Origin of the sequence: Niastella sp. OAS944 (genome assembly GCA_024809215.1) — a bacterium.
Lineage (GTDB): Bacteria > Bacteroidota > Bacteroidia > Chitinophagales > Chitinophagaceae > Niastella.
Window position 1 is genome coordinate 1622332 of the sequence record JANUBW010000001.1, and the last position, 21694, is coordinate 1644025.

Annotated in this window: 21 protein-coding genes; 4 read left to right on the plus strand and 17 right to left on the minus strand. The window is 43.5% G+C overall.

Features of this window, described 5'->3' with window-relative positions; all coding sequences use genetic code 11:
• Positions 1–173: 173 nt before the first annotated feature.
• The 4 genes from GGD38_RS06355 to GGD38_RS06370 all read right to left on the minus strand — a co-directional run bounded on the left by GGD38_RS06355 (position 174) and on the right by GGD38_RS06370 (position 3372).
• Positions 174–713: a sigma-70 family RNA polymerase sigma factor gene (locus GGD38_RS06355; RefSeq protein WP_375298855.1), complete on the minus strand. Its 540-nt coding sequence runs from the start codon at positions 711–713 to the stop codon at positions 174–176.
• A gap of 76 nt (positions 714–789) precedes the next feature.
• The gene (locus GGD38_RS06360) at positions 790–2007 is read right to left on the minus strand and encodes a FecR family protein (protein WP_375298854.1); all 1218 of its coding nucleotides are present in this window, start codon (positions 2005–2007) and stop codon (positions 790–792) included.
• Positions 2008–2147: 140 nt separating this feature from the next.
• Positions 2148–2753, minus strand: coding sequence for an RNA polymerase sigma factor (locus tag GGD38_RS06365; RefSeq protein WP_375298853.1), 606 nt, complete (start codon positions 2751–2753; stop codon positions 2148–2150).
• Between the two features lie 376 nt (positions 2754–3129).
• Positions 3130–3372, minus strand: a complete 243-nt coding sequence (locus GGD38_RS06370; protein WP_375298852.1) for a hypothetical protein — start codon at positions 3370–3372, stop codon at positions 3130–3132.
• A gap of 216 nt (positions 3373–3588) precedes the next feature.
• Between GGD38_RS06370 and GGD38_RS06375 the strand changes: the two genes are divergently transcribed.
• Positions 3589–4035, plus strand: coding sequence for a hypothetical protein (locus tag GGD38_RS06375; RefSeq protein ID WP_375298851.1), 447 nt, complete (start codon positions 3589–3591; stop codon positions 4033–4035).
• A gap of 5 nt (positions 4036–4040) precedes the next feature.
• Here the strand turns inward: GGD38_RS06375 and GGD38_RS06380 are convergent, their stop codons facing one another.
• The 3 genes from GGD38_RS06380 to GGD38_RS06390 form a co-directional block, all read right to left on the minus strand.
• Positions 4041–4358, minus strand: a complete 318-nt coding sequence (locus GGD38_RS06380) for a protease inhibitor I42 family protein (RefSeq protein WP_375298850.1) — start codon at positions 4356–4358, stop codon at positions 4041–4043.
• Between the two features lie 137 nt (positions 4359–4495).
• Positions 4496–4930 (minus strand): hypothetical protein, encoded by a 435-nt coding sequence (locus GGD38_RS06385; RefSeq protein ID WP_375298849.1) that lies wholly within the window; start codon positions 4928–4930, stop codon positions 4496–4498.
• A gap of 62 nt (positions 4931–4992) precedes the next feature.
• The gene (locus GGD38_RS06390; protein WP_375298848.1) at positions 4993–6105 is read right to left on the minus strand and encodes a C1 family peptidase; all 1113 of its coding nucleotides are present in this window, start codon (positions 6103–6105) and stop codon (positions 4993–4995) included.
• A 417-nt stretch (positions 6106–6522) separates the two neighbouring features.
• On the opposite strand from GGD38_RS06390, the gene GGD38_RS06395 reads away from it, so the two are divergent.
• Positions 6523–6681 (plus strand): hypothetical protein, encoded by a 159-nt coding sequence (locus GGD38_RS06395; RefSeq protein ID WP_375298847.1) that lies wholly within the window; start codon positions 6523–6525, stop codon positions 6679–6681.
• Between the two features lie 74 nt (positions 6682–6755).
• Here the strand turns inward: GGD38_RS06395 and GGD38_RS06400 are convergent, their stop codons facing one another.
• From GGD38_RS06400 to GGD38_RS06445, 10 genes are all read right to left on the minus strand, one after another.
• Positions 6756–7253 (minus strand): RrF2 family transcriptional regulator, encoded by a 498-nt coding sequence (locus tag GGD38_RS06400; RefSeq protein WP_375298846.1) that lies wholly within the window; start codon positions 7251–7253, stop codon positions 6756–6758.
• Between the two features lie 36 nt (positions 7254–7289).
• The gene (locus GGD38_RS06405; RefSeq protein WP_375298845.1) at positions 7290–7601 is read right to left on the minus strand and encodes an iron-sulfur cluster assembly protein; all 312 of its coding nucleotides are present in this window, start codon (positions 7599–7601) and stop codon (positions 7290–7292) included.
• Positions 7567–8040 (minus strand): SufE family protein, encoded by a 474-nt coding sequence (locus GGD38_RS06410; protein WP_375298844.1) that lies wholly within the window; start codon positions 8038–8040, stop codon positions 7567–7569. The genes GGD38_RS06405 and GGD38_RS06410 overlap by 35 nt, the downstream gene beginning before the upstream one ends.
• The gene (locus GGD38_RS06415) at positions 8041–9282 is read right to left on the minus strand and encodes a SufS family cysteine desulfurase (protein ID WP_375298843.1); all 1242 of its coding nucleotides are present in this window, start codon (positions 9280–9282) and stop codon (positions 8041–8043) included. It lies immediately after the preceding gene.
• The gene (gene sufD, locus GGD38_RS06420) at positions 9279–10583 is read right to left on the minus strand and encodes a Fe-S cluster assembly protein SufD (RefSeq protein ID WP_375298842.1); all 1305 of its coding nucleotides are present in this window, start codon (positions 10581–10583) and stop codon (positions 9279–9281) included. Before sufD ends, GGD38_RS06415 begins: the two co-directional genes overlap by 4 nt.
• A 44-nt stretch (positions 10584–10627) precedes the next feature.
• Entirely contained in the window at positions 10628–11386 is a 759-nt protein-coding gene (gene sufC / locus GGD38_RS06425; protein ID WP_375298841.1) for a Fe-S cluster assembly ATPase SufC, read from the minus strand.
• Between the two features lie 65 nt (positions 11387–11451).
• Positions 11452–12897, minus strand: coding sequence for a Fe-S cluster assembly protein SufB (gene sufB, locus GGD38_RS06430; RefSeq protein WP_375298840.1), 1446 nt, complete (start codon positions 12895–12897; stop codon positions 11452–11454).
• Between the two features lie 595 nt (positions 12898–13492).
• Positions 13493–16162: a T9SS type A sorting domain-containing protein gene (locus tag GGD38_RS06435; protein ID WP_375303782.1), complete on the minus strand. Its 2670-nt coding sequence runs from the start codon at positions 16160–16162 to the stop codon at positions 13493–13495.
• A 210-nt stretch (positions 16163–16372) separates the two neighbouring features.
• Positions 16373–17083: a hypothetical protein gene (locus tag GGD38_RS06440; RefSeq protein WP_375298838.1), complete on the minus strand. Its 711-nt coding sequence runs from the start codon at positions 17081–17083 to the stop codon at positions 16373–16375.
• A gap of 269 nt (positions 17084–17352) precedes the next feature.
• Complete coding sequence (locus GGD38_RS06445; protein ID WP_375298837.1) at positions 17353–18063, minus strand: arylesterase; 711 nt, start codon at positions 18061–18063, stop codon at positions 17353–17355.
• 230 nt (positions 18064–18293) lie between these two features.
• On the opposite strand from GGD38_RS06445, the gene GGD38_RS06450 reads away from it, so the two are divergent.
• Together GGD38_RS06450 and GGD38_RS06455 are read left to right on the plus strand one after the other, a co-directional pair.
• Positions 18294–18974 (plus strand): ABC transporter ATP-binding protein, encoded by a 681-nt coding sequence (locus tag GGD38_RS06450; RefSeq protein WP_375298836.1) that lies wholly within the window; start codon positions 18294–18296, stop codon positions 18972–18974.
• Between the two features lie 161 nt (positions 18975–19135).
• Complete coding sequence (locus tag GGD38_RS06455; protein ID WP_375298835.1) at positions 19136–21694, plus strand: ABC transporter permease; 2559 nt, start codon at positions 19136–19138, stop codon at positions 21692–21694.

Sequence of the window (21694 nt, forward strand, 5' to 3'; positions counted from 1 at the left end):
TAAGTAAAAAACAGTGCTGCCGTCATCATTACATAAAGCGTTATCCTTTTACTTATACGCAATCATTTTCGGCAGCACAGGTTTAAACTATTCTTCTTTTCAGTGAAGTACCCCCTATCCGGGTTTCCAATATCAATTAAATGGTAAAGAGCAAGGAATAAGGTCGATCGAATTTATGCAGCCGCTGATAATTCCAGTTCCCGGCTTACATATTGCCGCACTTTCTTCATGGCTATATTTATACAGGCATCAACCGTTTTTACCGATACCTGTAACAGCGTAGCAATCTCCTGCCGGCCCAAACCCATATCGCGATAGATAAACACTTTCTTCTGCGTTCCGGGCAGCTTTTGTACCGCCTTAACAGCTATGCGATCTATTTCCTTCACAATTACTGCATCATGGGTATATTCTTCGGTAAAAGCCCGGCAGTATTCTTTATACAATGGCCGTTTTCTTAATTCTTTTTTATAGAGGTTATGGCAACTGTTCCTGGTCATAATGAACAAATAACCACTGGTATTCATAAGCACTGCGCTTAGCCGGTCGAGTTGTTGCCACAACTTCAGGAATACTTCCTGCGCCATATCTTCAGCTTCCTCTTTCACACCTGTATATTCATACGAATGGCGAAATACTTTGTACCAGTAATCCTTATAAAGAGCGTTAAAATACTGCTCCCTTTCAGCCGGCTGCAGTTCGTTATTTCTCATGGCATTATATGTACTAACCTGTTTCATGTTGCTATCAGACTTTCACTTATGCACAAACTAAATCAGTGCATGAATATCAGCCTTTAATGATCAATTTTTTCCCTTCCATTTTAAAATTAACCTCCAGCACATTTAACAATTTCAGCACTTCGGACAGGTTTGTATTTCTATATATTTTACCGCTGATGCCTTCTTTGCTTACATTACCCTCATATACCACATCCACATCGTACCAGCGGGCAATTTGGCGCATTATCGTCTTCAGGTCCTCATTTTTAAAGTAGAACAATCCATTCTTCCACGCTACTTCCTTTGTAATATTCACCTCCTTATTCACTTTAATATTATCATTCAACACCTGCGCCTGCTCACCCGGTTTTATCATCACCTGCTGATCGCCTTTCTTTACTTTAACCGCCCCTTTCAGCAAGGTAGTTCGCATAGAACCTTCATCATTATACGAGTTTATATTAAACACTGTACCCACCACCTGCACCTCTGTTCCATTCACCGATACGGTAAACGGCTTTTTATCATTATGGGCAACTTCAAAATACGCTTCTCCGGTAATTTCAACTCTTCTTTCCTGTTCTGTAAAAGCTACAGGAAAACGGATTGAAGAGGAAGAGTTGAGCCAAACCGCACTACCATCCGATAGCTTTACCGGGTACATTTGCCCCCGGGCTGTTTTTAATGTATTAAATAAAGCTGTTGCTTTTGTTGTTGCATCTTTCTTATACACCAGCTGCCCATCGGCATTCATCACCTGCATATTCCCCTGCTGGGCCAGCTTTCTGTTACCGGCACTATCAAGCTCAATGGTAGAGCCGTCGTCGAGCACCAACTGCGCCTTATAAGCGCCGGGTGCTGCATCGGCCAAAACGCTATGCTCAGGTTGCACAGTTGCCACTTCCGATGTATCTTTCTTTAACAGAAAGTAGGCGCTTGTACCCAGAACAGCTGTTACAACAGCTGCTGCGGCAACCGTTTTCCAAATGCTGTACGTTGCCGCCCTGCGAACAGGTGTTACCACTGCGCCCGTGAAGATCAATTGCATGGCCCATCTTTTCGCGTCTTCCCTGGTGCCTTCTATTTCATGTAACAGGTTCAACTTCGGCTGTAATTCATCGTTATTTGTCAATGTTGCAAAGAGCTGTTTATTTTCTGCTGATGCATTTACCCAGTTATCCAGTATAGCCTGTTCTTCTTCGGTTATTTCGCCCTGGTTGTACTTTAGGAACAGCGTTCCCATTTCGAACAACTCGTTGGAAAGGTTATACGATTCTTCAGCCATTCATTAAGCTTTTAAAGATGTGATCTGATTATATTTTGCCTATACCTGCCTTAACCGAAAAAATAACAAAATGGTAACCGTTACATAATAGAAACGGATGGCAGAGCAGCTTTGTCCAAAAAGATTTGAAATATTTTTTTTTACGATCTCTGCGCTTCTAAACCGGCCAGCACCAGGCAAAAGAAAACATAGCCTTCCTGTGAAAAAGCATGCTTTAAGTATTTGATGGCCAATGATCTTTGTGTGGTAACGGCGCTCTCGGAAATTTGAAGGGCGGTGGCTATTTCCTTTGTCTTAAGTCCTTTAAAATAAGTAAGGATGAAAATTTCGCGGCACCGGTTGGGAAGTTTTTGTACCTCTTTGTAGATCTGGTTAATGAGGTCTGATTCTATTACAAGATGGTCGCTCTGCTTTAATTCCTCTGCCGAAAGCAGATGTGATTCATATTCCTTTTTTACTTCATTCAGCCGTTGCCTGTATCGCAGGTAATCGAGACACTGGTTACGAACCGTTATATAAAAAAAGGCTTTAATGTTATTTTGGGTCTCAAAGTTCTGCCTGATGCTCCAGAATTTACGAAAGACTGTAATGACAATATCCTGCGCTTCCTCGCGATTGCTTACCAGGCGCTCGGCGAAGTATTGCAGCTGCGTATAATATTCGTCAAACAAATGATCGAACACCCGGCTATCGTCGTTTTTTAAGCCGTCAATAATTTGAGTCTCAGTAAACTGGCTAGATTTCATTGCTTGCTCCTGCGGAATTCATAGGCTCTTGAACTAATTAATTCATTTACTGAAAGACAATGCAATCAATTGTGATCGAGATGCCTCCGCATCCAATGTAATGCGCAATTAAGCGACTAACGGTTATAGGTTATTGATTAGCTGAGTGTGAGAATAAGGCGGATAGGTTCTATGGAGATCTTACAAAACCATACGGCACGAATTTAAGGTGAAAAAACGTTTTATCCAATGGACACATTTTTTCAGAATTTCCACATTAGCAAAATCTCTGCGGTATTAAGTTACAAAAAATCGTTATCTCTTGGTAGAATACTTCAAAAAAAAGGCCCTCCCCAATGCATCGGGGGGGCCATGATAAGTTTTGAAAATGTATACGTTAAACAGCCTTTAGCTTTGGCGTGTTGCTGGCCAGGCGCCGCTGTTTGCGCACACTTCGGCCTTCGTGCCGCTTTATTATATGACTGGGCACAAAACCATCTTCATCGTGCAACCGGCACGAGGCGCCCCACTTGTTCCTAACCTTTTTACGTAATGAGATCACCCTCTTCTTTTTAAATCCGGCATTTTTAACACGCTTTCTGCCTGGCCGCATTCTTGTCTTGTTTCTTCCTTTATTCATAGCAATCGTTTTTTGTATGAAAAATTGCGATCATTAATAGTCAAACTTACCAAATTATCGCAACACGCCGGCTGCAAATAAAGCCTGAGGGGTAGCATACTTCCTGGCTTTTTCTTATTTTTAAGCATATCCTCCCTCTAAAAACTACGGCAATTGTAGCGGGCATCGCTTATAGCGGGCCTTTCTTTCATTAATCAAAACCTTGGGAAATTAATTATGTACAACGTACCAAAAACGGTTAACAGCAACCGCCTGTTAACAGTCATACCCTGTATGGCCATTTTAACTTTATTGATCGCCGGCTCCTGCAAAAAGAAAGGGAAAGATGTTGCAGATAGATTTCAAAACAAATGGAGCCTTGTACAAACGATTGATTCTTTTTACTCTTCTACATCCCTGGCCCCTGCGGTTACACCATACGAAGGACAATCAGGTGAGTATATTGAGTTCAGACCTGATGGCAGAATGTGTTCTTATATTAAGAAAGTATACGACACGGTGCCATACACTTTCAGTGAGCAGCATTTTAAGATCAATGTGCAGGGGCATAAGTATAACATTGTTATACTTACCGATAATTCCATGGTGCTGCACGAACCGCGCTATTTTGCCTCTGTGGGATCGGCTGATTATAATGCTTATAAAATAACCCTCAAAAGGTAAAACCGTTACTGTATTTGATAATTGATACTAAACTGCTTTCCGGCTTTGGAGGCATCTTCCCAGGCACGGCGGTATAAGAATTTGATGGAGCCGTTTTGTACCTGCGCTTGCGGGTCAAGCTCGAATATATCAATACCAGCGGCGCCAATGGCGGCATCGGCCTGCATCTTATACTCATGCGATACACTGAAATGATTGTTAGGCTGTAACTCCCAGGTATAACCTGTACCGGGGCTGGATGGCAGTTTTATAACAACATGGTCATCCATTTTCAATTGTATCTTTTTTCCATTATCGGCTTCACTTAATTGTATCTCCTGCATACAACTCGTATTTAATAGAACGGAAATAATAAATACTACTTTGACGGGCCATATATGCAACATCAACATACATCTTTTATGAGTACACGGTATCACCATCATATAGCCCGCCAAAGTAGTATTAAATTGATTATCGCCTACCAGGCATACATTTCAACTATTTGATCGTTATCGATCAATACATTTACCAGCGTTTGTTTTTCCAAAGCGCCTCCGGCAATCATAGCAAATGCCGTTACCGATGAATCTGATCCGCTGTAAAATTTCTTCCAACCCAGATCGCTGAGATTTACCCAGGCATTACGGGTGTCGGCATGCGTCCATAAACCCAGCACTTTTTTACTGTTTTGCCACACGCCGGCGCCAAAAGCTCCTTCTTCAGTTTGCCCCTTTTCAAATTCTTTTATAGAATCAAAAGGAGTAGCCAAACCTGAACCAGCATTTGACGATTTACCGTTTTCGATCTTAGTAGGCGGTATCAATGGTTGCGCGGCTGGTGCAAATGATTCACTTACTGCTGATGATGCGTTTGCTGTTGCCGGCATATCAGTTGGTATATTCTTTTTGGACATGTTATAATTTTTAAAGTGAAATAATGTTCTTCTATTAAGAACTATAAACCAATGAATTTGCTTTAAGCATACACTTCAGTGATGATACCATTTTCAACATGGGCGGTAACATTACGGCCCGCAGACTTAGCAGAAGCCAGGTCATTTAACATGAGGAAGAAGTTGGTGTCGTTGCTTGGGGTAATGCGTTTCCAACCTTCATTGCCCAGGTAAGCATATGCATTACGGTCACTCTGGTTGTTCCACAAACCTCTTACGGTTACGTTGCTCAGCCATGCTGTATCAACTATACCTACAACCCCCTGCATAGCGCTGTCGATACCGCATTCACCATAACCAATGCGGAAATAGCCGCTTTCGCCAAAGCCTGCGCCCCAACTGTTCTTACAGATCCAGAACTGTTGTGCATCGTTATAACCTACACAGCATACGCAGTGGCCGCCCTGTAATGTGGCGCCGGCTGTTTTACGGTATATACCATTGTTATAAGCAAAGAAATCGCTGTACACTGAGAAGCAGGCTACCATGGGGCCGTTGGTTGATAACCACTCTTTGATAGCTGCAATGTTGGTAAGATTTTGATAGGAGGTTATTTTAGTAACGCGGTTTTGCCAATCGGCACAACGTCCCGTACAGTTTTGATCACCAGCTACATACGGATAGCAGGCCTCGTCGCAAACACCGGTTGCTTTATAGTTTTCAAGGGCTCTGTCGGGCCACCAGCCATTGCCGCAATTGCGGCTCTCAGCTCGTGCCAGGCAATAGAACAAATGGGCTTCGGAATGATCAACAGGATAAGCCGCATTGTTCTTCAGGATCTTGATCCTGCTTTCAACGGCGGCAACGGTGCCAAAGGCAACACAGGAACCACAATTACCCTGGTCTTTAACAGGGGTAAGGTAGTTTAGCCCGCCTTTGTTACGCCAATCGAATGACGTAGGGGCGCCAAATTCATTTCCATAAGCGCTTTTGCGTACATTAAAATTAAGCAGGTTGGCTTGCGCCATAGCTTCTTGTTCAAGAAGGCTTGGTTCGCCCGGACCGGGCGTGTACCCCAATCGTTTTTTTTGTTCCTCTTCAGAAAGTTCAAAAATCATGTTAGTGCCGGCATTCCAGCTGCTGTCGTTTTGCAGCAGGCTGCTGCGGAGCGCATTCAGTTCTTCTGACTTGTTCATGAGCGCATGATTTTAATGGTTAAAGAAAAAAATTACAAATGCATTCATGCCATACCGAGTGCGTGTGGCATACAGGCCTTTAACCGTATGTATAAAACTGTGCTTACTTACAGAGCCGCTAAAACTGAGTTGGTTGAGTAGAAAGTTAAGGTAGGGATATACGGAGCTGTTATAAAAAGTCTGCCTAAGCTACATCAAATAAAATTAAAAAGCAATACCCTTAACAGGTAATATCGTTATATAAGTGTTATTGAATCATTAATACTGACGATGGTCACCTTTATTCACTATTAATATTGAAAGGTTAGGAGTACACACAATAACTTAATATACTTAATACTAAACCTAAACGTTATAGGTAGTAACATTGCTTAACAATAAAAAATCAATAAAGTATCCTATTTAAAACAGTGGTCCATGAATTACCAGCAACTCGTATCAGTTTGCTCTAATACCGGATTAGTAATTTTATTAGTAGCATCGCATCCTTCGCACACTAACTTCATGAATGGTTATTTACCCCAAACCAAGGTTATTGTAGTTGAGCAGCAATCGCGGGCTGCCGATAAAGTATGATATAAGTCAGTATTTACTAAAAATAACAAAGCCCCAACTGTAACCGTTGGGGCTTAAATATTTTATAACTTCCCTTACTGACCCACAATACTCATAATACTTTTCATGATAGCGGGATCGGGTTGTAGCATTTGGTATAAGATCTTGGTGCTTTCTTTTTCCGAATTTACCAGGTCGTGCAGCGTTACTTTATCTAACAACTGATCGAGCGTATACTGTATCATTTGCCATAAAGAACGGGCCGAACAATCGACCGAATTGGTACACAACTTCATGGTACCGGCATGCGAACCACAGAATGTATTGTTGAACATTGGTCCGCCCAGGGCTTTCAATGCATCGTTGATCACTATTTCGCGTGCTGGTTTTGCCAGCACATAACCACCTTTATTTCCAGGTTTACTCTTTATCAATCCCTTCATTCGCAAAATACGGGTAAGCTTGGCAACATATGTGCCTGTGAGCCCTTCCGCTTCACTTAACTGCGGAATGCTCATGCCATTCGTATCCTTGCAGGCTGCAAGTCGTATTAATATACGCAAACCGTATTCTTCCTGTGCAGTTATTTTCATGTAATTTTTTTTGCGTTAGTGGCTTTCACTCACTTCTTACATAAATCCTAATTCCAATTGAGCGGCTTCCGACATCATGCTTTTATCCCAGGCTGGCGTCCAGGTAACAGCTACATGCACATCATTCACTCCTTCTATCTGGCGCACCTTTTGGTCAACTTCAACAGGTAACGACTGGGCGGCGGGGCAACCGGGCGCCGTTAATGTCATCACTATTTGAATATTGTTAATGGGCAGCACATTTATTTCATATATCAAACCCAGCTCCCAAATACTCACTGGTAATTCAGGATCATAAATGGTTTGCAATACCTCAATTACTTTTTGTTTCAGCGCTTCGTTCTCCATGCGTCATCGAGTTTTTGATTTTAAAGGCAAGTGCGTAATTCTTCATTTGTTTTACCATAGCCAGCAATCCGTTTGCACGTGTTTGTGCTAAATGGGTGGTCATGCCTATCTTTTGTATGAAATCCAGGTTGGCATTAATGATCTCATCGGGTGTATGATTGGTAAGCACTCTAATAAGCATGCTTATCAATCCTTTTACAATGATGGCATCACTATCGGCCTTAAAATGCACTTTACCGTTGGCATAATCAGCCACCAGCCATACCGTACTTTGACATCCACGCACTTTATTTTCATCCAGTTTATGCTTCTCCTCCAGCAAAGGCAGTTTTTTTCCCAGGTCGATCACGTATTCGTATTTATCGTCCCACGAATCGAACAGTGAAAACTCCTCTACTATTTCATTCTCTATTTCCTGTATGGTCTTATGATCGCTCATTTATAATAACATTTTTAAAGCCTTTTGCAATCCGGTTATCAGCGAATCAATTTCTTCTTTGGTATTGTACATAGCAAAAGAAGCCCTGATGGTGCCTGGTATTCCGTAGCAAGCCATTAAAGGTTGTGCGCAATGGTGACCTGTTCTTACTGCAATACCCCGGTTATCGAGCAAAATGCCAATATCCTGTGGATGCACTTTGTCAATTACAAAAGAAACCACGCTTACTTTATTTGCGGCATTACCTATAACCCGAAGGCCGGGTAATTGCACCAGCTGTTCCGTTGCATAGGCCAGTAATTCGTTCTCGTGATTGCGGATCTTTGCCTTACCTATCTTGCTCACATAATCCAACGCTGCTTTTAAAACAACGGCATCGCCAATATTTGGTGTACCGGCTTCAAACTTATAAGGCAGATCGGCATACGTAGTTTTCTCCAACGTCACTTCCTTTATCATTTCGCCCCCACCCTGAAAAGGCGGCATGGCCTCAAGCAATTGCTTTTTGCCATACAACACACCTATACCGGTTGGGCCGTATACTTTATGTGAGGAGAAAGCAAAGAAATCGCAATCAAGCGCCTGCACATCTATATCGAGGTGCACGGTTGACTGTGCTCCATCGATCAATACTTTTGCGCCGGCCTGGTGTGCCAGTTTAATGATCTCTTCTACCGGGTTCACGGTTCCCAGTGCATTTGATACATGCACTACAGAAACCAGTTTAGTTTTTGAACTCAGCAGTTTTTTATATTCATCCAGCAACAAGGTGCCATCCTGCTGGGGGATCATTTTTAATGTAGCGCCCTTTTCTTCACAAAGTATTTGCCAGGGAACTATATTGGAGTGATGCTCCATTTCGGTAATGATGATCTCATCACCGGCTTTTATATTCTTACGTCCCCAGGTATACGCTACCAGGTTAATACCTTCGGTGGTGCCCCGGGTAAAAATGATCTCTTCCCTTGAAGAAGCATTGATAAACTGCCGGGCGGCATCGCGGCTGGCTTCAAAAGCAGCTGTTGCTTCTTCGGCCAGGGTATGAATACCCCGGTGCACGTTGGCGTTGTAATTGGTATAATAATCAACCAGTGCATCGATCACCACCTGCGGCTTCTGTGTTGTTGCGGCATTATCAAAATATACTAATGGCTGACCCTTCACCTGCCGGTTCAGCGCCGGGAACTGTTGCCGTATTGCATATACATCCAGTTCCTTTGTTATGGTGTTGCTCTGTATCATGCTATATCAAATTCCAAACGTTCTGAAATCAGTTTGTCAACATACTCGCGAATGGGGTCCAGTTTAATTTGCTCCAGAATATCCATGGCAAACCCGTGTAACAGCAAAGATTTTGCAGTGGCTTCTGTAATACCTCTCGAACGCATGTAAAATAAACTTTCTTCATCCAAACGGCCAATGGTACAACCGTGCGAACATTTTACATCATCGGCAAAGATCTCCAACTGTGGTTTGGTGTTCACGCTTGCTCCTTCTGCCAGCAGCACGTTCTTATTGCTTTGGTAGGCATTGGTCTTTTGCGCGTCTTTGCGTACAAATATCTTTCCATTGAACACACCGGTACTTTGATCGTCTAACATGCCTTTGTACAGTTCGTTGCTTTCGCAATGCGGCTGGGCATGGTCAACTACAGTATGGTTGTCGATGTGGCTTTGTCCTTGTTGTAAGTAAATACCGTACAGGTGCGCTTCGCAATATTGCTCATCGAGCACAATGTTCAGGTTGTTACGAACCAACCCTTCGTTCAGCGAAACCGTTACGGTATGCGTAACGCATTTACCAATCTGGCGAATATGCGTGGTAGCTACCTGGCTCGCGTGTGAAGCATCAGTTTGTAGTTTATAATACTCTGTGATAGCGTCTTTTTCTACAATGATCTCTATTACGCGATTGGTAAAGCTCTCCTGTGTGCCCAGGGTGTTGAAGGTTTCAACAAACTTCACCTGTGCATTTTCGCTTACATACACCAGCGTGCGTGGTTGTGCCAATACATTGGCCTCACGCGCATCGGTAATGTTATAAATGTAAATGGGATGCTCAACGATCTGGCCTTTTTTGATATGTACAAACACACCATCCTGTACAAAAGCCGTGCTCAATGCATTGATACCATCTTTCAGATAATCGCTGCTATGGCCCAGGTGTTTTGATACCAGGTCTTTGTATTCGTTCTTAGCCGCTTCCTGCAAAGGCTGCACGGTTAAACCTTTTGAACGAAGCACCGATAGCTCAGGTGCATAACGGCCATTGATGTATACCAGTTCATTGGCCTGCTCATAACCTGGTAAACGAACCGCACTCAGGTCGGTTGCAGTTATTGCAGTTGGATGTGCTGCCGTGTATTTAAATTCTTTATTGAAAAAGCTGCCAATGCGGGTATACTTCCACTCTTCGTGGCGAGTGGTGGGAATACCCATGGTGTTCAATGCGTCAAATGCTTTTTGACGAATAACACCCAGTCCGTTCTCCCCTACAGCAGGCAACTGATTAAACCGTTCTTTTATATATTCTAAATTGTTCATTGTGTAAATTTTGTACAGGCTAAGTGGTCTTAAGCCCTTAGCAATTACGCTTCTACTTTAAACTCATTCTTGATAAAATCATATCCTCTTTCTTCCAGCTCAAGCGCCAGTTCTTTAGGTCCTGATTTTACAATTCGTCCGTTATACAATACATGTACAAAATCGGGAACGATATAATCGAGCAAACGTTGATAGTGGGTAACTACCAGCACTGCATTATCTTTATTACGTAATTTATTTACGCCATTGGCCACAATACGAATGGCATCGATGTCCAAACCAGAATCAGTTTCATCGAGAATAGCCAGTTTGGGTTGCAGCATGGCCATTTGAAACACTTCATTTCTTTTCTTTTCACCACCTGAGAAGCCTTCGTTCAATGAACGGCTCAGCAATGACTGGTCGATGTTAACCATGGCCATTTTCTCTTTCATCAGCTTCAGGAATGCTACCGCATCCAGCGCTTCTTCACCACGGTACTTACGTACTTCGTTTACCGCAGTTTTTATAAAATTGGTGGTACTTAAACCTGGTATTTCTACAGGGTATTGAAATGCGAGGAATAAACCTTCACCGGCTCTTTCTTCGGGAGAAAGTTCCAACAGATCTTTACCTGCAAACTCTACAGTACCTTGTGTTACTTCATAGTCTTCACGGCCGGCTAATACCGAAGCCAATGTACTTTTACCAGAACCGTTAGGTCCCATTATAGCATGCACTTCACCTGGTTTAATTTCGAGGTTGATACCTTTCAAAATTTTCTTCTCGTCAATTCTTGCATGCAAGTTGTTAATTGATAACATAGTTATTTCTTATTATTTAGCTTAATCGTAAAACTTAATTCGTAAATGATGAATGGTGAATATTACTACCCAACACTTCCTTCTAATGAAATAGCCAGCAGTTTTTGCGCTTCTACCGCAAACTCCATCGGCAACTGGTTCATTACCTCTTTGGCAAAACCATTAATGATCAGCGCAACAGCTGTTTCGGTATCAATTCCGCGCTGGTTGCAATAGAAGATCTGGTCTTCACCAATTTTGCTGGTAGTAGCTTCGTGCTCTACTACGGCAGTATTGTTCTTTACCTCAATGTATGGGAAAGTATGGGCGCCGCATTTGTCGCCTAGCAATAAGGAGTCGCACTGAGAGAAGTTACGGGCGTTGGCTGCATTCTTACCAACGTGTACCAAACCGCGATAACTGTTATTACTTACACCAGCCGAAATACCTTTTGACACAATACGGCTGCGGGTGTTTTTACCCAGGTGCATCATTTTGGTACCGGTATCGGCCTGTTGGTGATTGTTGGTTACAGCTACAGAGTAGAACTCGCCTTGTGAGTAATCGCCTTTCAATATTACGCTTGGGTACTTCCAGGTAATTGAAGAACCGGTTTCAACCTGCGTCCAGCTGATCTTTGCATGTGCCCCCTGGCAAATACCACGTTTGGTTACAAAGTTGTAAATACCACCTTTACCATCTTTATCGCCGGGGTACCAGTTTTGAACGGTTGAATATTTGATCTCGGCATCCTGCATGGCAATCAGTTCAACCACGGCTGCGTGCAGCTGGTTCTCATCGCGAATAGGTGCAGTACAACCTTCGAGGTAGCTAACATAGCTGCCTTCATCGGCAATAAGCAGTGTACGCTCAAACTGGCCGGTACCTTCTGCATTGATGCGGAAGTAGGTTGATAATTCCATTGGGCAACGAACGCCTTTTGGAATATAGCAAAATGAACCATCGCTGAATACAGCTGAGTTCAGTGCCGAGAAATAGTTATCGGTGATGGGAACTACTGAGCCTATGTATTTTTTTACCAGTTCAGGGTGTTCCTGAATGGCTTCACTGATTGAGCAGAAGATAATGCCCAGTTCGGCCAGTTGCTCTTTAAAAGTGGTACCAATAGATACGCTATCGATAACTGCATCGATGGCTACACCGGAAAGGCGTTTTTGCTCATCGAGTGATATACCCAGCTTTTCAAATGTTTTACGTAATTCGGGGTCAATTTCATCGAGGCTATTGACCTTCTTTTTCTGCTTGGGAGCAGAATAGTATTTAATTTCTTGATAATTAACTTTTTCGTACTTAACGTTGGCCCAGTTAGGCTCTTCCATTTTAAGCCAGTGGTTATAAGCTTTTAGCCTCCATTCCAGCATCCACTCCGGTTCATTCTTTTTAGCTGAAATAAAACGAACGATATCTTCATTTAATCCCGGGGGCGCCTCATCCGCTTCTATTTCTGTTACGAAACCATATTTGTAATCACTGAGAACCGTTTTTTCAATTGCACTAAGCTCATTGTTCATATCAAAAACTTTAGAATTGACCTATTTTTCTGTTTAGGACCACAAAGGTACGATAATCTATACTAAAAAGTATAAACAGCATTATATCATTTCTTCTTATAAGGAGATAAATAAATCTTATCACAGCTTATTTGCTGATCTTCAATGAGTTTGAAGCGAATTACCGGAATAAGGCGGTCGTTTTGTGATAAGTGGGCTCAATAGGTAGAGTAAATGCCCGAATAGGATTGCGCCGCAAAGGTAGGGAAAAGTAAGTTACCAGTTTCTGGTTTCCGGTTCCCGGGCCCGGCAACTGGTAACTGGCAACCGGTGCCCGTTTGTTGCTCCCCCGTTGCTCCCTGCAACTTACAAATGCCTGATTTTTACACTTTTGCAATTGGCTTATTGCTCCCTTGTTGCTCCCCTGTTGCTCCCTTACTGTGGTTTACTTAAGGTTGTAGTGCTCCCCTGGTGCTCCCTTATTGCCCACAGGGGGCAACCAAACCTTACCACAACCTTAATTTAACCTCAATACAACTACACTTAACCCTAAAAAATTAAGGCAGGACAGCCCTAACCGCTGCCCTGCCTGTTTTTTAAAAAAGGAAAATGCTAACTATTGTTTTACTAACCCGATCTGCTTTTTAATAGATGCGCTGCTGATATCAAGAAAGTAAAGGCCTTTGGGCAACTGGCCCATATTTACGGGCAATGAGGTGCTACCAGGCAACAACTGCCATTGTTGGGTTTGCACCACCTGCCCCATATTATTAATTATACGGGCCTGCACCTGCTCGGCTTTTTGAAGTGTAATGGTAATATTGGTTTCGCTGGTAACCGGGTTAGGATAACAAACCACCCGGCTTGCAGATACTTCTATTGGTAATGTTAAAATACGGCTATATGTGCTTTTGCCATCTGCATCAACCTGCTTTAAACGATAATAAATAGTTGAAACACCTAACTGGTTTACGCTTTTATCGGTAAAGCTATATTGATGAACGCCTGTTTTATTAGCGGCCACAACGGTGCCGGCTGTTGTATAATAACGGCCATCAATACTTCTTTCTATTATAAATGTTCGGGTGTTTTCTTCGCTTTCTGTTTTCCAGCTCAACCTGGCATCAGCGTTCACAATATGACCGTTGAATTCCGTTAACTGTAACGGCAATATAACTATAGGCCCTAGGCTTTTTACATAAGCGCCGCCATACATGTATGAAAGAATGGGCACATTGCCAATACCAAAAGCAATATCCATCTCCTCACCAAGCCCATCTACCCTGCCGGCAGAAACGGGGGGTGTGCCTACGGTTACCCAATTACTGCCATCAAACTTTTTAACTATCACCTGATATGCCGACGAATAACTGTGTGCCACATAAGGAACATTGTTGGCATCAATAGCAAATGCCATTGTTTCACTTTGACCTGTAGCAAGTGTGCCTACATCGCTCCAATTACTGCCGTCAAATTTTTTAACGTGAACTTCAGTATCGTAGTAGCTTACATAAACGGTATTGTTGCCATCGATAGCCAAACCAGTATAGCTTACAGAACCGGCAGTTACACCGGCAGCACCTACGTCGACCCAATTACTGCCATCCAGTTTTTTAACCATGGTCTTGTTTGCAGCGCCTGCATCACTATATATTACATACGGATTACCAGCGGCGTCCAGTGCAAGCTTAATATTACTTACTGCTCCAACCGAAAAGTCCGGCGTTCCCACTGTAACCCAATTACCATTATCAAATTTCAAAACATTGATCTTTGCCGATGCCGTGCTTTTGCCTGCTAAATAGGGCGTACCAGCGCTGGTAACTGCCATGGACACTTCTTCCATTTCCGAACTAAAAAAGCCAGGGGTGCCAACATTAACCCAATTACCTCCTTCGAACTTTTTAACGGTGTTGTCATATCCATCAACAAAAAATACATATGGAACATCATTAGGCCCCATGGCAATAGTGGTGTTATATCCACCGTTGGTAGTAAGCTTTCCGGCACCTAAGGGCACCCAACTGGTACCATTGTATACTTTAACGTTTGCGTTCCAGTTATCATTAGGATCTGCGTATATAATATAAGGCGCTCCACTGCTGCCTGCAGCCATTTTCAGGGTGCGAACAGCTTGCGAAGCAGCCCCCTGGCCACCAACTGTTGACCAGGCACCGCCCGTTAATTTTCTCACAACGCCTTTACCATCAAATCCCGACTCGGTATAAAAAACATATGGGATACCTGTTGCATCCAATGTTAAACGCACATTGTAATTAGTTCCGGAAGAGGTATTGGTACCGGCATCTACCCAATTCAAACCATCAAATCGTTTAACCGTAGCAATAACATCAGGTCCGTCACTATAACCTACGTATATATTACCGCTGGCATCTATTTTTAATTTAACGTTTATGACCGACCCTGTCGAAAAGTAAGGAGTACCCACTTCGTCCCAACTGGTGCCGTTGAATTTCTTTACAACAATTTTTCTACCGTTAGCTGCATCTGTATAAGCAACATAAGGAACACCGGCAGGGTCCACTGCAATGGAAGTGTAGTTAACGGTTCCCGCAGATAAAATTTGTGTACCCACGAATCCCCAGCTCCCGGAATTATATCTGAGTACAGAAAGTGTATTTGCATTTCCACCATCGGCAAAGGCTATATAGGCATTACCGCTGCCTTCATTAGCCATCACATAGCCTTCGATAGCCATGGAAACTGCAGAAGCACTTCCCACGGAGAATGCACCCAGGTCTGTAAACGTTGTACCGTTCACATCGGCACTCAGTGCCAGCTTGCTGCTTCTGGTACCATCGGCATACGCACAATATAATTTACCGCTTGCATCAATTGCAGCGGCCATTGAAGAAGCAGATCCGGCAGAGACATCATTGGCTCCATATTTAACCCAGCTGCCGCCAATCAATTTCTTAACGCTTACCTTACTATTTGAAAAGTCCTCATAAACAAGCGTTGGAATGTCCGCGGCATCCATCAAAATATAAAGATCAGCTGAATAAGCTATTGAAATTCCCGGGGTAGTAACCGGCTCCCAGTTGGTGCCATTATACATTCTCACTTGTACGCCAGCACCGTATGCATCCTTGTAGGCAACATAAGGATGCCCCGCTGCGTCGCAGGCGATCGTTGGATTTGAAAACGGATTTACCGATGGTTCATTAAAATCGCTGGCGCCCAACGATTGCCAGTTTTGGCTTTGGGCAGAAAAAAACAACAAAATAAGGGCTGATAAAACTGAAATACGCACATGCATCCGCATAGGGTTTTTGGTTAGGATTATTAGATATTTAAAAAGTCAAAGGCCCGAAGATAATGTAAAAGGGTATATCCGCTGTTGCAAATGAATACACGTGCAGAAATGGAAATAAACGTGCAGTTTTGGACAATAAGTGTGCAACGGAACTTATAATATCAAAAGGCTGCCAACCCATTCACTGACAGCCTTATCACCTACCCAACTGCGCTATTTTTATCGTTTAATAATAATGAGCCTTTTTTTGATAAGCCCACTGCTGATATCGAGTATATAACTACCCGGTGCATACGAGCTCATATCGAACGGTAAAGAGTTGCTGCCCGCATTTATTTCCCATACTTTGGTTTGCAGGTGCATACCTGTTTTATCGGCCAGCCGCACCACTACGTGTTGCGATCTTTCAACAGTGATGGAGATACCAGCCTCGCCAATAACCGGGTTGGGGTAAACACTCACCGCGCTGGCATGGGTGGCAATAGGCAATGCTACCAGCCGCGAAACTGCCGTATTACCTGTCAGGTCTTTTTGTTTTATGCGGTAGTAAATGGTTTCAATGCCATTGGTTGGCAAACTGTAATCAAGAAAGCGGTATTCATGTATGCCGGAGTCGTTCACGGCTCCCACAGAACCCGCCTTAGTAAAATTGATGCCGTTATAACTGCGCTCAACGATATAGTAATCCTGGTTTACTTCGTTGTCAATTGTCCAGGTAAGCATGCCGTTATTGTGACGGAATACGGCCTTTAGATTGGGCATATTGGCAATAGTAGCAAACTGGGTATTATAGGTGATGGGTTCCTGGGTGCTGGTACCGCCCCGGCCGGGTCTTTTCAATTGCGCCAGCAATGAGGCAGGAGATAATAAATGAACTATGCAAAACAGTAAAAGGTACCGGTAATGGCTGGGGGCTACAGTAGTTTTCATTGTGTTTAGGTTTAAAAGAACAAGGCAAAATTAAAATGATGTTTAAGCCTCGCTCCTAACCTTGATATGAAAACAACATGATTTAAATCATAAGGTGGTCAATGGTGAGTGGTGAATGGTGAGTGGCCTCGCGATTATTCAGATTTGTTTACGACCTTGTGGCGCCCGAAAATTAAAGCCGATTGCCGATTGCCGATTGCCGATTGCCGATTGCCGCTCCGATTGTATTTTATTATCACATTAGCACATTATCACATTAGCACATTGAGCTACAGCATCGGCAACAGCACCTTCCACACATTTTCTGCAACAATGCGGGCGCCTTGTGGATTGGGGTGAATGCCATCGGCCTGGTTTAGCGAAGGAATGCCCCCTACATTTTCGAGCAGAAAAGGGATAAGCTCCACTTTGTTTTTGGCGGCCAGCTGTTCAAATACCACCCTGAACTGGGTGGCATAATTGCGCCCCATATTGGGTGGCACCTGCATACCTGCCAGAATAATTTTTGCTTCAGGGTATTTTTCCCGCACCCGGTCAATGATCGCCTGTAGGTTTTTAGACGTTTCAGCAATAGGAATACCACGCAGTCCATCATTGCCGCCTAATTCAAGTACAAATATATTTACGGGTTGACGCAGGATCCAGTCAATTCTGCTTTTACCACCGGCAGTTGTTTCACCACTAACGCCGGCATTTATTACCTTATAGGGTAGTTGCAGCGAATCTATTTTATCCTGCACAACAGAAGGAAACGATTCAGACGGATCTACACCATAACCGGCCGTTAGGCTGTTGCCATAAAATACAATGGTTTTTGCTTTCTCATTTTTGGCGCCTGTGGTCACCTGTTCCCGCTTCTGATTGCCACCTTCATTTGATTTTTCTTCATTACTGCCGCACCCGGCCAGCAGGGCCATCACCAGCATACCTGTAAGGAAATATTTTGTCCCCATATAAAAATTACCGCTAAACTGTTTCATTGGTACCTCCTTATAAGTTTGTACTCAAAATAACATTAATTTAAGCAACTTTATGACCACCTAAGTGTAATTTAAAAAATGGCGAGTGAAAAGTGGTAAGTGGCGAGTGGGAAATACAGGGGTGACAAAATTTTTTAATTATCAACGTTTGAAAATACAACATGCTGGCAGGTAGTAGCGAGTGACGAATAAAAACCCCACTAGCTACTAACTACTAGCTACTAGCTTTTATGGAAACGATACTCAACGTAAAGAACGTAAGTAAAACGTATCAGGGGGCGGGGCAAACCCTCACCGTGCTCAATGATGTGAATTTTGCAGTGGAAGCCGGTTCAACCGTATCTATTGTTGGCCCTTCGGGCAGCGGAAAAACCACCCTGTTGGGTCTTTGCGCCGGGCTCGACCGTGCCAGCCTGGGTTCAGTTGAACTCAACAACATTAAGCTCGATAAACTGAGCGAAGATGAACGGGCCCAGGTACGTAACCGCTACGTTGGTTTTATTTTCCAAAATTTTCAGCTGCTGCCTACCCTTACTGCCCTCGAAAATGTAATGGTGCCGCTGGAGTTACGTGGTGAAAAAAATATTCGTTCCCGTTCCATTACCCTGCTTGAGAAAGTAGGATTGCAAAACCGTATGCACCACTACCCTGCCCAACTTTCGGGCGGTGAGCAACAACGGGTTTCCCTTGCCCGCGCATTTTCTAACAACCCCCGCATTTTATTTGCCGATGAACCAACCGGTAACCTCGATGTGGAAACCAGCGATAAAGTAATAAAACTGTTGTTCGATTTGAACCAGGAGGCCGGTACTACATTAATTATAGTAACACATAATATGGAGCTGGCCTCACAAACCAAACGAATAATAAAGATCAAGGGCGGCCATTTAGTTGCAGACGAATTAAATTAAAATACAAAATCACAAATCTCAAATCACAAGCTCCAAATAAATCACAAAACACAAATCTCAAATTTTGATTTTAATTGGTTCTTGGAATTTGGAAGTTGGAGTTTGGAACTTGAGATTTGGAATTTCTTTGGTTCTTGGATCTTGAGATTTGGAATTTAATTATGGACATAGAAAGATTCAAATACAAAAGACGTCTTCGTTTTGGCTGGTTGCTAAAGATGGCCTGGCGCGATAGCCGGCGCAACCGCTCGCGCCTGTTCCTGTTCATTTCATCTATTGTATTAGGAATAGCCGCCCTGGTAGCCATTTTTTCACTGGGCGATAATGTACGTTCCGATATAGATTCCCAGGCAAAAACTTTAGTTGGGGCCGATCTTGTAATTGAAAGCAATAAAAGAGTAAGCAGCCGTATTCGTCCACTGCTCGATTCACTGGGCGATCAGCGTTCCATTGAACGCACCTTCGCCTCCATGATCTATTTTACCAAAAACGATGGCACCCGCCTGGTACAGGTACGGGCGCTTGAAGGCGATTATCCTTATTATGGATCTATAGAAACCACACCGGCAAGGGCAAGCCGGGCCTTTCGCAACAACCGACAGGCACTGGTTGATAAAACCCTTATGCTGCAATACAATGCAAAAGTGGGCGATTCCATTATGATAGGTGATGTAACTTTTGCCATTGCCGGCGTAATTACCAAAGCGCCGGGCCGAACAGGTATTTCAACCACCGTTGCGCCACCAGTTTATATTCCACTCAAATACCTCGATTCAACAGGGCTTATTCAAAAAGGCAGCCGCATAGCTACTGCCTATTATTATAAATATAACAATCCTGCTACTATTGGCAGTATTGTTTCGGGTATAGAGCCCCGTTTAGAGAAAGAAGGGCTCGATTACGATACCGTTGAAGAAAGAAAAAAGAATACCGGCCGGGCCTTTGAGAACTTCAACCAGTTTCTCACCCTCATTAGCTTTATTGCATTGCTGCTGGGTTGCATAGGCGTGGCCAGCGCCATTCATATTTACATGCGGGAGAAGATAGCTTCCATTGCCATTCTTCGTTGCCTGGGTGTAAACTCTTCGCAGGCTTTCCTTATTTACCTTATACAAATAGTTACTATCGGTTTAATTGGTTCGGTACTGGGCGCCGTGCTGGGTATTGTAATTCAACAACAATTGCCGGCCGTGTTCAAAGATTTTTTACCGGTACAGGTAACCACTACCATGTCGTGGAAGGCTATTTCGCAGGGGCTTATCTCGGGCGTGGTGATCTCATTGCTGTTTGCCCTGCTGCCATTGGTAAGTGTAAGAAATATTTCACCGCTGTATACATTGCGCCTGGCGGTGGAGCATGTTCGGTTTCGCGATCCGCTTAAATGGCTGGTGTATGCCATCATCCTGTTCTTTGTTGCAGGGTTTACCTGGTGGCAGATCCACGACTGGCGGCAGGCCATTGTTTTCACCTTAAGCATTCTGGCAGCCTTCCTTTTATTGTCTCTGGTAGCATTACTATTGCGCTGGCTGGTGCGCAGGTTCTTTCCCACTTCGTGGAATTACCTGTGGCGGCAAGGGTTTGCCAATTTATATCGTCCCAACAATCAAACACTGATTCTTATAGTTACCATTGGTTTGGGCGCCGCATTTATTGGCACCCTGTATTTTGTTCAGGATATACTTATTAGCCGGGTAACGTTATCGGGCAGTGGCAATCAACCCAACATGGTGCTGTTCGATATCCAAAACAACCAAAAGGACAGCGTGGCCGCCCTTGCCAAACAATACAAATTGCCGGTAATGCAACAGGTGCCTATTGTTACCATGCGGGTTGAAGAGATCAATAAACAAACTTCTTCACAGGTAAAACAAGATACCAGCTCGGGTTTTCGTACCGAAGCCTATGAATGGGAGTTTAGGGTAACTTACCGCGATACATTGACCAGCTCAGAAAAACTGACCGCCGGTAAACTATATGGCCCCGTAAAAACGGCCGACGATGTTATTTATATTTCTATGGAAGACCGTTATGCCAAACGCATACACGTTAACCTTGGCGATCATATTATTTTTAATGTACAAGGCACTCTTATACCTACTGTAGTGGGCAGCTTGCGGCAGGTAGACTGGCAACGGGTGCAAACCAACTTCAGGGTGGTATTTCCTACCGGTGTTTTGGAAGAAGCGCCGCAATTTCACGTACTGGTAACCCGGGTACCATCACCCGAAGTATCGGCCGGTTTTCAACAGGCAGTGGTAAAGAAGTACCCCAACGTTTCGGTCATTGACCTTAATTTAATACTCACCGTATTAGATGAGGTGTTAGACAAAATAGGTTTTGTAATACGATTTATGGCAGGGTTCAGCATTATTACCGGGTTGATAGTATTAGTAGCCTCTGTGCTTATTAGTAAGTTTCAGCGTATGCAGGAAAGTATATTGTTACGCACCCTGGGCGCCAGCCGTAAACAAATATTGTTTATTACTGCACTTGAATACTTTTTCTTAGGCGCCCTGGCAGCCGCCACCGGAATTTTATTGTCAATGGCGGCCAGCTGGGCGTTGGCAAAATATAGTTTCAATGCTCCCTTTACACCACACTGGCTTCCCATTGTTGTTTTGTTTGCAGCCATTTCGCTGTTAACAGTTATTATTGGGTTGTTCAACAGCCGAAGTGTGTTGAATAAGCCTCCGTTGGAGGTGTTGAGGAAGGAAGTGTGA

Coding starts and splice junctions, on each gene's coding strand:
- GGD38_RS06360 (WP_375298854.1), bottom strand. CDS start 2,007: ATGGCTGAAGAATCGTATAACCTTTCCAACGAGTTGTTCGAAATGGGA.
- GGD38_RS06435 (WP_375303782.1), bottom strand. CDS start 16,162: ATGCGGATGCATGTGCGTATTTCAGTTTTATCAGCCCTTATTTTGTTG.
- GGD38_RS06440 (WP_375298838.1), bottom strand. CDS start 17,083: ATGAAAACTACTGTAGCCCCCAGCCATTACCGGTACCTTTTACTGTTT.
- GGD38_RS06375 (WP_375298851.1), top strand. CDS start 3,589: ATGTACAACGTACCAAAAACGGTTAACAGCAACCGCCTGTTAACAGTC.
- GGD38_RS06395 (WP_375298847.1), top strand. CDS start 6,523: ATGAATTACCAGCAACTCGTATCAGTTTGCTCTAATACCGGATTAGTA.
- GGD38_RS06455 (WP_375298835.1), top strand. CDS start 19,136: ATGGACATAGAAAGATTCAAATACAAAAGACGTCTTCGTTTTGGCTGG.
- GGD38_RS06415 (WP_375298843.1), bottom strand. CDS start 9,282: ATGATACAGAGCAACACCATAACAAAGGAACTGGATGTATATGCAATA.
- GGD38_RS06380 (WP_375298850.1), bottom strand. CDS start 4,358: ATGCAGGAGATACAATTAAGTGAAGCCGATAATGGAAAAAAGATACAA.
- sufB (WP_375298840.1), bottom strand. CDS start 12,897: ATGAACAATGAGCTTAGTGCAATTGAAAAAACGGTTCTCAGTGATTAC.
- GGD38_RS06410 (WP_375298844.1), bottom strand. CDS start 8,040: ATGAGCGATCATAAGACCATACAGGAAATAGAGAATGAAATAGTAGAG.
- GGD38_RS06370 (WP_375298852.1), bottom strand. CDS start 3,372: ATGAATAAAGGAAGAAACAAGACAAGAATGCGGCCAGGCAGAAAGCGT.
- GGD38_RS06390 (WP_375298848.1), bottom strand. CDS start 6,105: ATGAACAAGTCAGAAGAACTGAATGCGCTCCGCAGCAGCCTGCTGCAA.
- sufD (WP_375298842.1), bottom strand. CDS start 10,583: ATGAACAATTTAGAATATATAAAAGAACGGTTTAATCAGTTGCCTGCT.
- GGD38_RS06400 (WP_375298846.1), bottom strand. CDS start 7,253: ATGAAAATAACTGCACAGGAAGAATACGGTTTGCGTATATTAATACGA.
- GGD38_RS06355 (WP_375298855.1), bottom strand. CDS start 713: ATGAGAAATAACGAACTGCAGCCGGCTGAAAGGGAGCAGTATTTTAAC.
- GGD38_RS06450 (WP_375298836.1), top strand. CDS start 18,294: ATGGAAACGATACTCAACGTAAAGAACGTAAGTAAAACGTATCAGGGG.
- GGD38_RS06365 (WP_375298853.1), bottom strand. CDS start 2,753: ATGAAATCTAGCCAGTTTACTGAGACTCAAATTATTGACGGCTTAAAA.
- GGD38_RS06385 (WP_375298849.1), bottom strand. CDS start 4,930: ATGTCCAAAAAGAATATACCAACTGATATGCCGGCAACAGCAAACGCA.
- GGD38_RS06405 (WP_375298845.1), bottom strand. CDS start 7,601: ATGGAGAACGAAGCGCTGAAACAAAAAGTAATTGAGGTATTGCAAACC.
- sufC (WP_375298841.1), bottom strand. CDS start 11,386: ATGTTATCAATTAACAACTTGCATGCAAGAATTGACGAGAAGAAAATT.
- GGD38_RS06445 (WP_375298837.1), bottom strand. CDS start 18,063: ATGAAACAGTTTAGCGGTAATTTTTATATGGGGACAAAATATTTCCTT.